Raw genomic sequence first — 14,557 nt, 5'->3', positions numbered from 1 at the left:
CTTCGGAATGACAAAAAGAAATATCCTTCGGAATGACAAACAGAAATCTGTTTTGGAATGGCTACTTTTAAATTACTGGAAGAACTTTCAAAAAGCAAAAATGTTTTTTAGATAAATAGTTTTAATAAAAATTAGTTTTGCCAAATCCTCAATATTTTTTATAATTAACAAAGGAGGTGAAGAAATGAAAAAAATAATTACGATAATTCTAATGTTGATTCTTGCTTTTGGATTGACTGTTGGTGTTAAGAGCGCAACGGCTGGGACTTACTATAAATTTACTCCTGTAAATGATGGCTTGTATGGAACAAATGTAACTTGTATTGAAATTGACGCAAACAACCCTAATATTGTATATTTAGGAACCGTTAATGAAGGCATTTTTGTTTCACAAGATTCTGGAAAAACTTGGCAATGGATTGGAAAGGGGCTTAATTACACACTGCCTGGTTATGTGCCATCTTATTTACAGATAAACACAATCAAAACTGTAAAAGGTAAATTGGGTGCTATATATGTAGGAACAGGTGCAGGGCTTTATTTTAGTAACGATGGGGGTAATACTTTTACAAATATTGGACAAGGTTTGATGAATAGAGGTGTTTTTTCAATCTATATTGATCCTTTTGATACTAATCATTTGATTGTTGGCACAGACTTAGGCGTTTTTGTTTCGCTTGATGGAGGTTATAACTTTACTGCATATAACAAGGATATACCAAATATCATAGTTTATACAATTGTAAAGGATATTAGTCTTAGTAATTCTTACTTTATAGGAACGAATAGCGGAATCTTTAAAACTCTTGACAACTGTAAAACCTGGCGAAGTATCGGGAACCGTTCTAATATTCAGGTTTTTGACATAGTACAAAATCCTAAAAAGCCTTTCATAATATATGCCGCAACACAAGGAGGTGTTTTTAGAAGCTATACGAGCGGTGAATCTTTTGTGAATCTTACTGATTGGCCAAACAGACCTTTTGTATTTAAAATAATGATAGACTCATTTGACGATTCCAAAGTTTATGCGGTTTATAGACAAGGATTTTTAAAGAGTTCAGATTATGGCGAAACATTTACAATAATACCTAACACCACACAATCCACTTTTAAGACTTGCGTTTTCCCTTCAGTTGATTTTTCAACTGTGTATGTTGGGACAGAAAAAGGTTTTTTAGTCTATAGTAATGGTTATTTTTCTTACTCAAATAAAGGTTTGGGCTTGTTAAACGCTACATCATTGGGGTATGATCCTAACTATAAGATTATTTACACAACAACCAATTTGGGAACATTTAAGACTGATTTTAATTTCTCCACATGGACTTATATTTCAAATTCGCTTTATGGTTCTTATCCGCACTCAATTTCTGTAGATCCTTCAAATCCTTACAATATGTTTGCGGCTACAAAATATGGTTTGAAAAAGTCAATAGATAATGGAATTGGTTGGTTTATGGTAGATTTGCCACAGACGGAAATGTATTCTGTTGCTTTTTCTCTTTCGGATCCTAAATATGTATTTGCAAGTGGTATAAGCGGCTTATTCTATAGTGAAGATTCTGGCAATTCCTGGAACCAAGTTGATTTAAAAGGAATTTCAACCCCAATTTATTCTGTTGTGCCAGCTAAAAATAATTATGTTTACATAATGAACAATTTAGGAATTTATAGATCAAGTAATTTGGTACAGTGGGAAAAAGTTTCCGATATTTCTAATTATAAAGCTTCAGTTCTTGCTTGTGATTATTTTAAATCAAATGTTCTTTATCTTGGAACTCTTGATGGCATTTTTATTTCAACAGATGGTGGATTTAATTTCACTCCTTTTGGTGATTTACCAAAAGATACAACCGTTTTCTCTATAGTATCTCTTAACGACAGTAGCAACACTATTGTTATTGCAACAAATCGGGGTGTTTATAGAAGCGAAATTGCTAACGATAATATACAACCTTCCATTATTTTATATGAGCCAAAAGATGGAGACAAGTTTAACCAGCCCTCTATTACGGTGAGAGGCAAGGTTTCTGACAACGAATCAGGAGTTGCCGAAGTGTTTATTAATGGGAACAAAGTTCAGTTAAATGAAGCGGGAGAGTTTTCTTACAACTTGGTCCTTTTACCAAATGATAATACAATTGAGATTAAGGCATATGATAGAGCTGGGAATATGTCTCTTAAAACATTAAAAGTAACATACATAAAGACCATAGTGCTTACCCTTTTTGTTGGGTCAAATAAATTAACTTCTTCTGACGGAAGTGTTATTACTCTTGACTCTCCTCCTGTCATTATCGAAGGGAGAACGCTTGTCCCGATTAGACCTATTATTGAAAAATTTGGTGGCTCAATTTCGTGGGATGGGACAGAAAGGAAAGTTACAATAATGCTTGGCAATAAGACTCTTGAACTTTGGATTGATAAACCGCAAGCAAGGGTTAATGGAGTGCTTACTTGGATTGATCCAAATAATACAAAAGTCACACCTAAAATTATAAATGGAAGAACAATGCTTCCTGTTAGATTTGTTTCGGAACAATTGGGTGCAAAGGTGGAATGGGATGGAACGCTTAGAAAGATTACTATTACATATCCTGCACCTTAATTTTGTGGTATAATATGGGGATTTTTAAGGAGGTTAATATGAAAAAGGTATTAATTATTCTTTTAGCTTTATCTGTTATGTTTTCTTCTTTTGCTTTATTAAGTAATGTTGCTGCAGCCGATAGTATAAGTATCAATCTAAGTCCTAACTCAATAAATGTCCCAAATAAAATTACAATTACATTAACGCTTGGGAACGCTTATGTTGGCGCAAATACACAAATAGAAATACTTATAGATGGAGGGCAAGACCAAGCTTCAAAATTTAGCATTCCAACAAGTGTTTCTACCTCATCCATTTATACACAAATTTCAACCACTTCATATAATGTTTTCTCTGCTTCGATATCAACAAGCCCTGTAGACCTTTCAAAAAGTCTTGTTATTAGAACTTCAACTTCATTTCCTAATGTAAATCCTAATACTACATTTTCAATTGTTATAGATTCAACAGCGAATTTTATTCCAAAAACAACTGGAAGTCATACAATAAGAGTTATAGTAAGTGGAAATTATGTAGTTGATGGAACATTTACGGTGGGAACAGGTGGGCAAGGATCTCCAATTAATATAGTTAGTATTATTGTTGATAATCCTAAATTGGGTGATACAAGCACATATAGCTTTAACTTTGTGCCATCTACTAATCTTGTAAGTGGTGATTTTATATCAGTTGAATTTCCTGCGGGATTTACTGTCCCTCCTACAATAGATGGAAGAAATTTTGCTTTAAAACAAGGATATGCTACTATTTCAGATTTCTCAAATAATGTGAGCGTTCAAAATAATGTTGTAACTTTGACAATTCCGCCAACTCAATTTACTTTCAATGCAAATTATCAAACTACATTGGTCTTTGGTGCTTATACCGCAATAAAGAATCCTACTACTGCAGGTCAATATACTTTCAAAATGTGGACTTCCAAGCAGCCTACTCCTGCAACATACACGGTAACACTTGGAACATCAATCACAAATCTCATGTGGGATGTAAATCCTAAGACAGCGGGGGCTGTAGGAGAACATACAATCTCTTTTAAGACTTCTTCATCTGGCGCACTTTCAACAAATGATACCATAACAATTATTTTCCCAGGAGGCTTTACACTTCCAACAACGATTCCTTCAGGAGGTATTCTTGTAAATAATGTAAGCGCTCAAGCAAGCGTTTCCTCAAATGTTCTTACTATTAAATGCCCTACATCAATTGGCGCAGGAAGTAGTGTTACTATTAAAATCCTTGCTTCCTCTAATTTTGTGAATCCACCGGTTAGTACTTCGGGATATAAAATTAAGGTTTATACATCACAGGATCAATTGCAAGTTGAATCATCTCAATTGATGTTTACTCCTTCAACATTGCAGAATTTAAAAGTAACAGTTGATCCGCAGGTTGTAAATAAAAATGCATCAATTTCTTTTACCTTTAACCTTGGACTTGGTGGTGCGCTTGGTGCTTCTGATACAATATCAATTACGTTTCCACTCCAATTTTCAGTTCCAAATCAAGTCCCTTCAAACCTCATAACAATAACAGCTGGAAATTCAATTTTTAATCCTTCGGCAGTTTCAAAATCGGGGAATACGCTTGTTTTAACTTTGCCACAGAATACAAATATACCTTCACAGAGTTTGGTGAGCATTTCTATAAGTAAAGATGCAAATATTATGACTCCTCAAACAGGTGGAACATATAAATTTACCGTTTATACTTCAAAAGAAACTACACCTATTGATGTAAGCATTGATGTGTTTGCTTATCCTAAATCAAATATTATAATAAATCCTCAAAATCCTGACGGCCTTAATGGGTATTACATAACTCAACCTGCGATTTCATTTTCTGTATCACAAATTGCAGGTATTACTCCAACGCTTTACTATAAGATAAATAATGGGTCATATCAAACATATGATTTAACAAACGCTCCTAAAATAAGTATTCCTGAAGGGAAAAATGTAATAAGTTTCTACTCACAAGACAATTTTGGGAATAAAGAGCCAGAAAATACAAAAACAATTCTTGTGGATTTAACTGATCCAGTGATAACGATTGCTGAGCCAAAGGAAAATTCAGTGGTTGTTCAACCAACATTTACCCTAAAAGGTGCTGTTAAATCTATAGATGTTGCAAATACAACACTTCTTGTTAATGGAAAACTTGTTAATCTCAATAGCGATGGAACATTTGAGACGCTTATTACCTTGTCAGGTGAAGGAATAAATACAATTTCAATTCAAGCAAAGAGTCCATCTGGAAGGACCTCAACCAAGCAGTTTTCAGTAAATTATATTGCGCGTGTAACTGTATTCTTACAAGTTGGAAATGATAATGCTTACATCAATGGCGAACAAGTAAAAATTGATGCACCACCATTTATTCAAAGTGGAAATGTAATGGTGCCTTTGAGGTTTATTTTAACTTCATTTAAGGCGAACCTTGAATGGGATGGCATTTTCCAAATTATAACACTTACTCTCGGCAACAATAGGATGAGACTTCAAATTGGAAATTTAAGGGCTGATGTAAATGGGAATTTAAAGATGCTTCCAGCGGCACCTGTTCTTGTAAAGGGTGTTACCTTTGTGCCACTACGATTCATATCTGAAAATTTTGGCGCAGATGTTAAATGGGATGGAACACTAAAAGCAGTAAGTATTGTTTATCCAAAGCCATAGAAACTTGAGATTTAAATGGGAAGGGCTTTTCAAAGCCCTTCCTCTTGCATTTTGAAATTTTTTGTTTTTGTATATTATAGGTATTGAGTGTGAGGGGTTGGTTTTTGAATTTTTTGAAAGAAGGTGAGAATGTGGACCTGTGGAAGCATAGGCATGAAATTAATAAGAAAAAAATAAAGAAGCAAGGCGGTTTTACCCTGATAATTGTACCTCACTATCAAGGTAAAACTGTAAGAATTGTCCTAACACCATTGAGAATTTACACGATTCTTTTTTCAATTGCTCTCATTATTACTTTTTCAGTTTCCTTCGCGGCTTCCTATCGGGAGCTTCTTGCAAATGCAAAAGCACCTCACGTTTATGCAAGTTCTTTGAATGCTGAAGATGTTAAGAACTTACAGTCTTTGCAGGATGAACTTGCGAAAACGAAGGCAGATGTGGAAGCTTTGAAGCAGTATGTCCTTTCCTTAGGCAAGCTTGAGAAGGATGTACGATCTGCCCTAAAACTTGGTGGAGAGACTGTAAGCTTGGAGTCAATCCTTGCACGTCCTTCATCAAAACCTCAAATACAATCTTATACAGAACTTCCTAAGACCTATGCAGAGGTTAGAACTGAGCTTGCAGATACTTCAAAGCAGGCAGTCCAAACAGAGCAAACACTTACCATGCTTCAAGAAACAGCTTATAAGTTAAACCTTATGAAAGCACAGACTCCTGATTACTGGCCACTACAGGGAATGATAACTTCAGGATTTGGCTGGCGCGTAAACCCATTTGGTGGTGGCTGGGAATTCCATAAAGGAATTGATATATCAAGTTATTATGGAGCACCAATTCGTGCCGCAGCAGATGGTGAGGTTGAATTTGCAGGCTGGAATTCTGGTGGATATGGGAAAATGATTATTATTTATCATAGAGATGGCATTGAAACAGTTTATGGGCATCTTTCAGACATAGCGGTGAAAGTTGGAGATAGGGTTAAAAAAGGTGAGGTTATAGGATATGAAGGTTGCACAGGCTTATGCACTGGACCACACTTACATTTTGAAATAAGGGTCTGGGGCGAAGCCATTAATCCACTTAAATATCTTGAGTAAGGAGGTTTTATAATGGCATTCGGAAGAAGAGAAGAGCAAAAGGAAGCAGTTTCAACAACACAAACGGTAATTGCAAAAGACCTTGCAATAAAAGGTGATGTTAAGTGTGAAGGAGTAATGCGTGTAGAAGGGTTAATTGAAGGAAATATATCAGGAAACGGAGAAATTACGATTGCAGAAAGTGGCAAAGTAAAAGGTGATATTCAGGGAAGAAAGGTAATTGTGATAGGACATGTTGAAGGAAATATTATTGGAAAAGAAAGCGTTGAAGTTTTGGAGCATGCAGTCGTCATTGGAGATATAACAGCAGAGAAAGTTTCTATAGAAGAAGGTGCCTCTGTTGAAGGAAAGGTCGCAACAAAAAAAGCACAACCAATTATAACAGAGCCTCCAAAGAATGAGGAGAAAAAATAGTTTAAGATGAGCCCCGTTTGGGGCTTTTTTGATAAGATATGTTTAAAAACAGGCTTGATGCAGGAGAAAGATTAGCAAATTTAATTTCTGAAAATGGGGTAGTATTTGATTTTCTTTTTGCATGCCCAAGAGGTGGAGTTGAAGTTGCGTTTCCTATTGCAAAACAGTTTAAGAAAGAAATAATCCCTTTATTTTCGCACAAAATTCCATCTTCCATAAATGAGGAGTTTGCAATTGGGGCAGTTTCTATTGATGGAGAATACATAATAAATGAGTATGGTAAGTCTGAACCAGGTGAATATTTAGAAGAGATTATAAGAAAGACCGTTGATCTTCTTAAAAAAAGGAAAGACGGTTACGGCGTAAGTTTTGATTTTAGCAGTATAAAGGATAAAATTGTGCTTATAGTGGATGATGGCATTGCAACTGGGGAAACACTGTTTGTTGGGGTTAAAAGTATTCTTAAGCACAAGCCCAAGGAAATTTATGTTGCTGTACCTGTTTCATCTTATGAGGGTTATCTTAAATTAAGCGAGATTTCAAAGGTAATTGCATTACATATAGATAAGTATTTCTTTGCAGTATCACAATATTATGATGAATTTTCCCAATTAAGCGATGACGAAGTCAAAAAATATTTAGCACTATCAAAAGAATTTTCAAAAATCTAAAAAATCTACGGAACTTTTTTGTGAGTTTTGGTATCTAATATGTGAAGGAATATAAGAAAGACTATTAGTTTAAATTGAAAGTAGGTATTGTGTTTCCTCAAGTATACACTCCTACACAAGGTGTATGGAATAATGCTTATGTGCAGGTAGAGTTTGCAAACCCATCGTCAGTTTCTGCATCAAAATGTCTTAACTATAGTATCATCAAAACAGGGGCGGTTTTGTGAGGTCCCGCTTATATATCAATCTCTTCGGAAGCTAAAATTACAAATCCTACAACAGGTGAAACATAAACAATCTATGTAAGCACAAACACTCAAGGTGAACCAGCTGGATATGGAAATATTAATATAGTCAGTGCAGTATCTATTTGTTAATGTAAATCCACTTCTTGTAGGGGTGCAAGCAAACTGTATAATACGGTTTACTCCGAATGTAGCTTTAATCCAGAATAAAGACTATGTTTATATTGAATTTCCAATAGTAAAGAAATTTCCAACTCCTATTCCTAATAAAATCATATTTGCTGATAGTGCACGAGTTATATTCCGAATTGGCAAAACCACTAGGAATACCTTATTTAGAGGGGGATTTGAAATTCTCCCTCTAACTCCCCCTAAAAAGAAAGAGATTTCTATTACTCGAAGGGGTAAAAGTCCCCCTTCGAACTACCCCCAAAAGAGGAGATTTCTCACTTCGTTCGAAATGACTGGTTGCGTCATTCCGAAGCCGAAGGCGAGGAATCTCCTCTGTTTCAGGGGAGTGTTGAGGGGGCGGTGTTTTGCCCCCTCAAAATATGGAGATTTCTCAGTCGCTTACGCTCCTTCGAAATGACAATCGATGGAAGGGGGATGTGTCCCCTCTAACTCCCCCTAAAAGGAGGATAATCCTCGTCACTTCGTTCCTCGGATTGACAATTTTTGGGTGTATTTTTTGGTATTGAGCGCTTCAATTTCTTCTTAAATTGGGTTTTCTATATTTTTCTAATTATTGTATAATTTGGAAAAATGGGAGTGGTTATGGAAAAGATTGAAGAACTTACAAGGGAAGTTTGTGAGGAACTTATAAGACCAAAAGAGAAGGATATAGAGGAAAACGGACTTTATATTCCTGAAACACTTTCAAAACTGGGAGAGCTTGGTTTTTTTGGTGTAAGTTTTCCAAGAGAGTATGGAGGCGTTGGGCTAACCTTTGAGGAAGCTTTAAAATCATCAATTATTCTATCCTCTTATACAAGCACGATTTCAATGATTATTGGGGCACATCAACTTGCAAGTTTGTCAATTTTTCTTTTCGGGTCTGATACCCTTAAGCAAAAATATCTTTCACAACTTAACAAAGGAAGATTAATTGGAGCATTTTCTCTTACAGAACCTCATGCAGGCTCTGACCCATCTTCAATAAAGACTACCGCATTTCTTAATGGCGATTATTATATTTTGAATGGCACAAAGGCATTTGTAACAAATGCAGGACTTGCAAATCTCTATGTGATTTTTGCAAAGACAAATCCAGAAAGTGGGGCAAGAGGAATCTCTGCATTTGTAGTTGAAGGAGATTCAGAAGGGCTTGCTGTGGGGCATAAGGAAGAAAAAATGGCGCTTCCATACTTACCAAATGCAGCACTTGTCTTAAAAGATGTAAAAGTTCCAAAGGAAAACCTAATAGGGAGAGCAAATCTCGGTTTTATTGTTGCAATGAAGACACTTGAGCTTGGGCGAATTCTAACTTCCGCAGGGGCAGTGGGGCTTATGGAAAGAGCACTTCACGAATCGATAAAATACGCAAAAGAGCGAACACAAGGAGGACAACCAATTTCAAACTATCAAATTATACAATCATATTTGGCCGAGATGAAAACTCTTTTAGAAACTTCGCGTGAGATTGTTTTAACTGCCGCAAGGAAGAAGGATTCAAACTCACCCGACTTAGGGCTTTATTCTTCAATTGCAAAATACTATGCAACAAAATCTGCAGTGGATGTGACACGTCTTGCAACACAGATCTTTGGTGGCTACGGCTATGTGAAAGGTTATACTGTGGAGAGACTCTATAGAGAGGCAAAAATGTATGAGATCGTTGAAGGCACAAATGAAATTCAAAAACTAATAATTGCAAATAACATTTTAAAGGGGTGAAACTATGTATATTGTAATTTCAGGAAACATTGGTGCAGGTAAAACTTCATTAGCGCAGATTATTTCAGAGGATCTTGGGTTCTCGGTTTATTTTGAAGATTTCCATTCCAATCTCTTTTTAAAAGATTACTACCAAGATATGAAGAGATGGGCCTTTGCAACTCAAATTAACTTCCTTGCGCTTCGTTATGAGCAAATCGTCCATCACATGTTATTATCAAAAATCCCAGCAGTTTTGGATAGGTCCATATACGAAGATAGAGAGGTTTTTGCAAAATCGCTATATGAAGAGGGCTTAATGACAAAAGAGGAATGGACTGTTTACGATAAACTTTACAATCTTATGGTGACTCATTTACCAACACCAAATCTTCTTATCTACCTTGAAAAAACTGTTGATGAGCTTTTGAGAAACATCGCAAAAAGAGGTCGTGATTTTGAAAAAATTCCTCGAGAATACCTTGAAAGTCTTGATAAAAGATACAAAGAATTCTATGCAAACTGGCACTTTCCAAAGATAAAGATAACAAACGATATATATGATAATAGAAAAGAAATTATTGAGCGCGTGAAGAATGCTCTGTATAATGCAGTTTATTAGGAGGTGTTTTTGATTATTTCAATTTCTGCATCAAAATTGAAGGAAAACCTTTTAAAAGTACTTGATGATGTTGAAAAAGGAGAAGTTTATGCCGTTATAAGAAAGAGCAAAATTGTCTCAGTTTTGATTGATTATGAAACCTTTGAAGCCCTTAAAGAGGCTTATGAGATTTTGCAAGATAAGGAACTTTTGAAAAAATACCTTGATGAAAATAAAGATAAATGATGAGTTTGTTATAGAGTTATTCGGTAGAAAGAAGGTCTTTAAACTCAAAGGAGTCCCGTTTTTTGAGTTTGAATTTCAATCCAAACGGCCTTATATTTCCTTTATTATACTTGCCGCAAAAGATTTTTCTTCGAAGAAAATTAAAGATATTATCTCAGTTATTGAATCTCTTAAACAAAAATACATATTGGATATTGTCATCGTTGTTTCTAATGAGAAGGATTTAGATGAACTTCAAAGGGTCTTCCCTAAGTCTTTTTATAAAGTTAATATCTCTGATGCTTTGGAAAACCCTGTTTTTTCTTCAGTTAAATGTGGTATTAGGGCTGTTTCTCCTTATTCAATAGGTGCAGTTTTAATATTCGCAAATCGTCCAACTTTAACCCCTGATGTTTTAGAAAAGTTAATTTATGCAATTCAAAAAGGGAATCTTATCTCTATCCCAATAAAGGATAATAAGAGAACACACCCTATTGCATTTTCATCTTTACTTTTTAATGTAATAAAAAATCTACGCAAAGAAAAAGGTATTCCTTATATGCTAAGAAAGTATAGAGAAAATATCTCTTATGTAGAAATCTAAAGTAGTTAAACTAACTTGATCTCTTTAAGAAATTCTTCTAAAAATTTAGTGTGGACTTTATTTTTTGTAAATTCTTCAGTTTCAAGGAGTTTTCTATGGAGCGGTATATTTGTTTTAATTCCCTCTATTCTTACTTCCTCGAATACTCTTTTTGCTGTTTTTAGTGCCTCTTCTCTTGTATTTCCCTTTATAATGAATTTTGCAAGAAGTGAATCAAAGAAAGGTGGCACAGTGTATCCCTCAAATATGTGGCTGTCTATTCTAACATTTCTTCCCAAAGGTAAGTGAAGATTACTGATCTTTCCAAAGGAGGGTTTGAAATTATCAAAAGGATCTTCGGCATTTATTCTAAATTCAATTGCATGTGTTGTGGTTTTTATGTCTTTCAAAAGGATCTTTTCTCCTTGCGCAATTTGTATTTGCATTTTTACAAGGTCAAGTCCTGTTGTCTCTTCTGTTACAGGGTGTTCTACCTGTATTCTTGCGTTCATCTCCATAAGGTAATGTTGACCATTTAAATAGAGAAATTCAACTGTTCCAAGGTTTGTGTATTTTATCGCTTTTGCAAATTTTATTGCATCTTCCATAATCTTTAAAGTTTCTGATTCTTTTAATTGTGCTGGTGCTTCTTCTATTACCTTTTGATGGTTTCTTTGAATGGAACACTCTCTTGTGCCAACAGCGTAAACATTCCCATATTCATCGCCTGCAATTTGAACTTCAATATGTCTTGGGTTTTCAAGATATTTTTCGATGTATATAGCATCCTTTCCAAAGGAGGCTTTGGCTTCACTTTTTGCAATTGGGAATAATCTTACAAGTTCTTCTTCATTATTTACAACTCTTATTCCTTTTCCTCCACCGCCTGTTGCTGCTTTAAGCATAATTGGGTATCCAATTTCTTTTGCAACCTTCTTTGCGATATCAAGGTTTTCAATTGGTTCTGTTGTCCCAGGAAGTATTGGTATTCCAATTGAACTTGCTATTTTCCTTACATTTGCCTTGTTTTTAAGTTGTTGCATTGCTTCAGGTGTGGGTCCGATAAATTTTATTCCGTGATCTTCTACAATTCTTGCAAACATAGGATTTTCTGATAAAAAACCGTATCCAGGATGTATGGCATCTACCTTAAGGAGAGTTGCTGCACTGATTATATTTGGAATGTTAAGATAAGAATCTTTTACCCCTCCCTTTCCTATGCAAATTTTTGTTTTGGCAAGTTGAGTTGGAAGTGCATCTCTATCCTCGTAAGCATATACAAGTACTGGTTCGATGTCCAATTCACGGAGGGCCCGTATGATTCTGAGGGCAATTTCCCCTCTGTTTGCAATAAGGACTTTTCTAATCTTCATAGATCTCCTCTAACTCAAAAAGTGGAGTTTCGACTTCTACCATAGAGGAATCTTCAGGGAAAATTCTTAAAACTTTTCCCTTCTTTTCTGCTTGTATTTCGTTCATTATTTTCATCGTTTCTATAATGCATAGCGTTTGACCTTTCTCTACTACATCGCCTACTTCTACATATGGCTTTGCATTGGGGTTTGGTTTCCTGTAAAATACACCAACAAGAGGCGATTTAACTATAAAGGTATTGGGATTGCTTGATGTTGTGGGCTCTTCCTCTTTTTTGTTTGTTTTTTCTGTATTAGAAGGCGGATTCATAGAGTTTAAAGAATCTTCCTCAAATTTGAAATAAATTTTCAGTCCCCCTAATTCAAGATTGAACTCCTTAATTTTATTTTCTTTTGCAATCTGAATAATTTCTTTAATTTCCTTTGGTGTAATTTCTTTATTCTTCACGATAAACCCCCATTTTTAAAAATTTCTCCTTTCTCATATGAAGGAGTGTTTCAGTGGGTATTTTGACCAATTCTATAAGATTTTTTTCAAGGGCATCTCCTACATTTTTAATGGTCTCTTCTTTGAAGCGGTGCGCTCCTCCGTATGGCTCTTCAATAATTTCATCTATAACATTGAGTGCTTTTAAGTCCTGCGCCGTCAATTTTAAAGATTTTGCTGCTTCTTTTGATTTGCTTGCATTACCAAAGAGTATTGAGGCACACCCTTCAGGAGAAATAACCGAGTATATGGAGTATTTAAGCATAAGTATTCTATCTCCTATTCCTATGCCTAAGGCTCCTCCGCTTCCTCCTTCTCCTATAACAACAACAATGATAGGTGTCCTTATATTAAAGAATTCCATTAGATTTGTTGCAATCGCTGAAGCAATACCTCTCTCTTCTGCTCCTTCTGTTGGATTTGCCCCAGGTGTATCAAGAAAAGAGATGATTGGTGCCTTGAATTTTTCGCTTATAAGTTTTGCAACCCTTAGCGCCTTTCTATATCCTTCTGGATTTGCCATACCAAAATTTACGCTTAACTGTTCTTTGAGATTCTGTCCTTTTCTATGACCTAAAACGCCTACTACTTTTCCGTTAAATTTTCCGATACCAGTGATAATGGAAGGATCGTCGCCGAAGCACCTATCACCGTGAATTTCTACAAAATCGGTGAAAAGTGATTGAATATAGTCTTCTGAGTGAGGTCTTTCAGGATGTCTTGCAATCTCTACAATATCAAATGGCTCTAATTTAGAATATATTTCTTTTAATGTTTTATTAAAACTCTCTTTAAGAGATAAATCTTTTGGGTTTCTCTCCATTGCAAGATATATCTTTTCAAGATCCTTCTCAAATGAAAGAAATTTTGTGTTCATGGCAGAAACTCCAACAATTTTGTAATTTCTTGTTTAAGGTTTTGTCTTTCAACAACCATATCAACAAAACCATGTGATAAGAGAAACTCGGCTGTTTGGAAATCTTCTTTGAGTTTCTTTTTGGTTGTTTGTTCAATTACTCTTGGTCCTGCAAACCCAATCATCGCTTTTGACTCTGCAATAATAATATCTCCAAGCATTGCAAAGCTTGCGGTCGTTCCGCCGTAGGTTGGATTTGTAAGTATAGAGATGTAAAGTTTACCATTTTTTTTATAATCATTTATTGCAGCACTCAACTTTGCCATTTGCATCAAAGAGATAATTCCTTCTTGCATCCTTGCACCACCTGAAGCAGAAACTACAATGAGGGGAAGATTATTTTCTATTGCATAATAAACAAGGTGTGTTAGTTTTTCACCCATTGCAGCTCCTAAGCTTCCTCCAATATATTCAAATGCAAGCACGCCAAGTGCAACGTTTATTCCGTTTATCGTACCCTCCCCTGTTATAATGGAAGAGCTATATCCACCATTTTTTTCTATTTCATCAATCTTTGCTCTGTATGGTTCTTTATCTACAAAATTAAGCGGATCATCTGATTTGATATTTCTGAATAGTTCCTTAAAACTTCCATTATCTAAAAGATATTCTATACGTTCTTTTGCTGTAAGTCTAAAGTGATAACCACAATAAGGGCATACCTTTTTGTTTTCAATAAGTTCTTCATAGTATAAAAGCTTTTTACAACCATTACACCTTATCCATTCTTTGCTTTCGTTTTTAGTTATAACCTTAACTATCTTTTTCATATCGAAGCAATTAT

13 protein-coding genes are annotated in these 14,557 nt (G+C 35.2%); 9 read left to right on the top strand and 4 right to left on the bottom strand.

The genetic code is table 11. The features are described 5' to 3' along the window. Nucleotides 1-184 precede the first annotated feature (184 nt). The 9 genes from ACMV0E_RS06370 to ACMV0E_RS06330 all read left to right on the top strand — a co-directional run bounded on the left by ACMV0E_RS06370 (nucleotide 185) and on the right by ACMV0E_RS06330 (nucleotide 11,018). Nucleotides 185-2,611 (top strand): stalk domain-containing protein, encoded by a 2,427-nt coding sequence (locus ACMV0E_RS06370; RefSeq protein ID WP_416085548.1) that lies wholly within the window; start codon nucleotides 185-187, stop codon nucleotides 2,609-2,611. Between the two features lie 38 nt (nucleotides 2,612-2,649). Continuing rightward, entirely contained in the window at nucleotides 2,650-5,289 is a 2,640-nt protein-coding gene (locus ACMV0E_RS06365; protein WP_416085547.1) for a stalk domain-containing protein, read from the top strand. A 104-nt stretch (nucleotides 5,290-5,393) separates the two neighbouring features. Further along, a complete protein-coding gene (locus ACMV0E_RS06360) occupies nucleotides 5,394-6,386 on the top strand; it encodes a M23 family metallopeptidase (protein ID WP_416085546.1) in 993 nt (330 codons plus the stop codon). 12 nt (nucleotides 6,387-6,398) lie between these two features. Next, nucleotides 6,399-6,800, top strand: coding sequence for a bactofilin family protein (locus ACMV0E_RS06355; protein WP_416085545.1), 402 nt, complete (start codon nucleotides 6,399-6,401; stop codon nucleotides 6,798-6,800). Between the two features lie 38 nt (nucleotides 6,801-6,838). After that, on the top strand, nucleotides 6,839-7,471 hold the full coding sequence (locus ACMV0E_RS06350; protein ID WP_416085544.1) for a phosphoribosyltransferase: 633 nt from the start codon (nucleotides 6,839-6,841) through the stop codon (nucleotides 7,469-7,471). 1,019 nt (nucleotides 7,472-8,490) lie between these two features. Then, nucleotides 8,491-9,609, top strand: coding sequence for an acyl-CoA dehydrogenase family protein (locus ACMV0E_RS06345; protein ID WP_416085543.1), 1,119 nt, complete (start codon nucleotides 8,491-8,493; stop codon nucleotides 9,607-9,609). Nucleotides 9,610-9,613: 4 nt separating this feature from the next. Next, nucleotides 9,614-10,210, top strand: coding sequence for a deoxynucleoside kinase (locus ACMV0E_RS06340; RefSeq protein WP_416085542.1), 597 nt, complete (start codon nucleotides 9,614-9,616; stop codon nucleotides 10,208-10,210). Nucleotides 10,211-10,219: 9 nt separating this feature from the next. Then, entirely contained in the window at nucleotides 10,220-10,435 is a 216-nt protein-coding gene (locus ACMV0E_RS06335) for a type II toxin-antitoxin system prevent-host-death family antitoxin (RefSeq protein ID WP_416085541.1), read from the top strand. After that, nucleotides 10,416-11,018: an NTP transferase domain-containing protein gene (locus tag ACMV0E_RS06330; RefSeq protein ID WP_416085540.1), complete on the top strand. Its 603-nt coding sequence runs from the start codon at nucleotides 10,416-10,418 to the stop codon at nucleotides 11,016-11,018. The genes ACMV0E_RS06335 and ACMV0E_RS06330 overlap by 20 nt, the downstream gene beginning before the upstream one ends. Before the next feature lie 5 nt (nucleotides 11,019-11,023). Here ACMV0E_RS06330 and ACMV0E_RS06325 read toward each other — a convergent pair whose 3' ends face one another. From ACMV0E_RS06325 to accD, 4 genes are read right to left on the bottom strand one after another with little or no spacing between them, the layout of a single operon-like run. After that, entirely contained in the window at nucleotides 11,024-12,370 is a 1,347-nt protein-coding gene (locus ACMV0E_RS06325) for an acetyl-CoA carboxylase biotin carboxylase subunit (RefSeq protein ID WP_416085539.1), read from the bottom strand. After that, nucleotides 12,360-12,818, bottom strand: a complete 459-nt coding sequence (locus ACMV0E_RS06320) for an acetyl-CoA carboxylase biotin carboxyl carrier protein (protein WP_416085538.1) — start codon at nucleotides 12,816-12,818, stop codon at nucleotides 12,360-12,362. Before ACMV0E_RS06320 ends, ACMV0E_RS06325 begins: the two co-directional genes overlap by 11 nt. Beyond that, a complete protein-coding gene (locus tag ACMV0E_RS06315) occupies nucleotides 12,808-13,734 on the bottom strand; it encodes an acetyl-CoA carboxylase carboxyltransferase subunit alpha (protein ID WP_416085537.1) in 927 nt (308 codons plus the stop codon). Before ACMV0E_RS06315 ends, ACMV0E_RS06320 begins: the two co-directional genes overlap by 11 nt. Further along, complete coding sequence (gene accD / locus ACMV0E_RS06310) at nucleotides 13,731-14,543, bottom strand: acetyl-CoA carboxylase, carboxyltransferase subunit beta (protein ID WP_416085536.1); 813 nt, start codon at nucleotides 14,541-14,543, stop codon at nucleotides 13,731-13,733. Before accD ends, ACMV0E_RS06315 begins: the two co-directional genes overlap by 4 nt. Nucleotides 14,544-14,557: the final 14 nt, after the last annotated feature.

The sequence above is a fragment of the Caldisericum insulae genome (assembly GCF_047785965.1).
In the GTDB taxonomy this organism is placed as follows: Bacteria; Caldisericota; Caldisericia; order Caldisericales; family Caldisericaceae; genus Caldisericum; species Caldisericum exile_A.
This window is presented reverse-complemented; position numbering and strand designations above follow the sequence as displayed.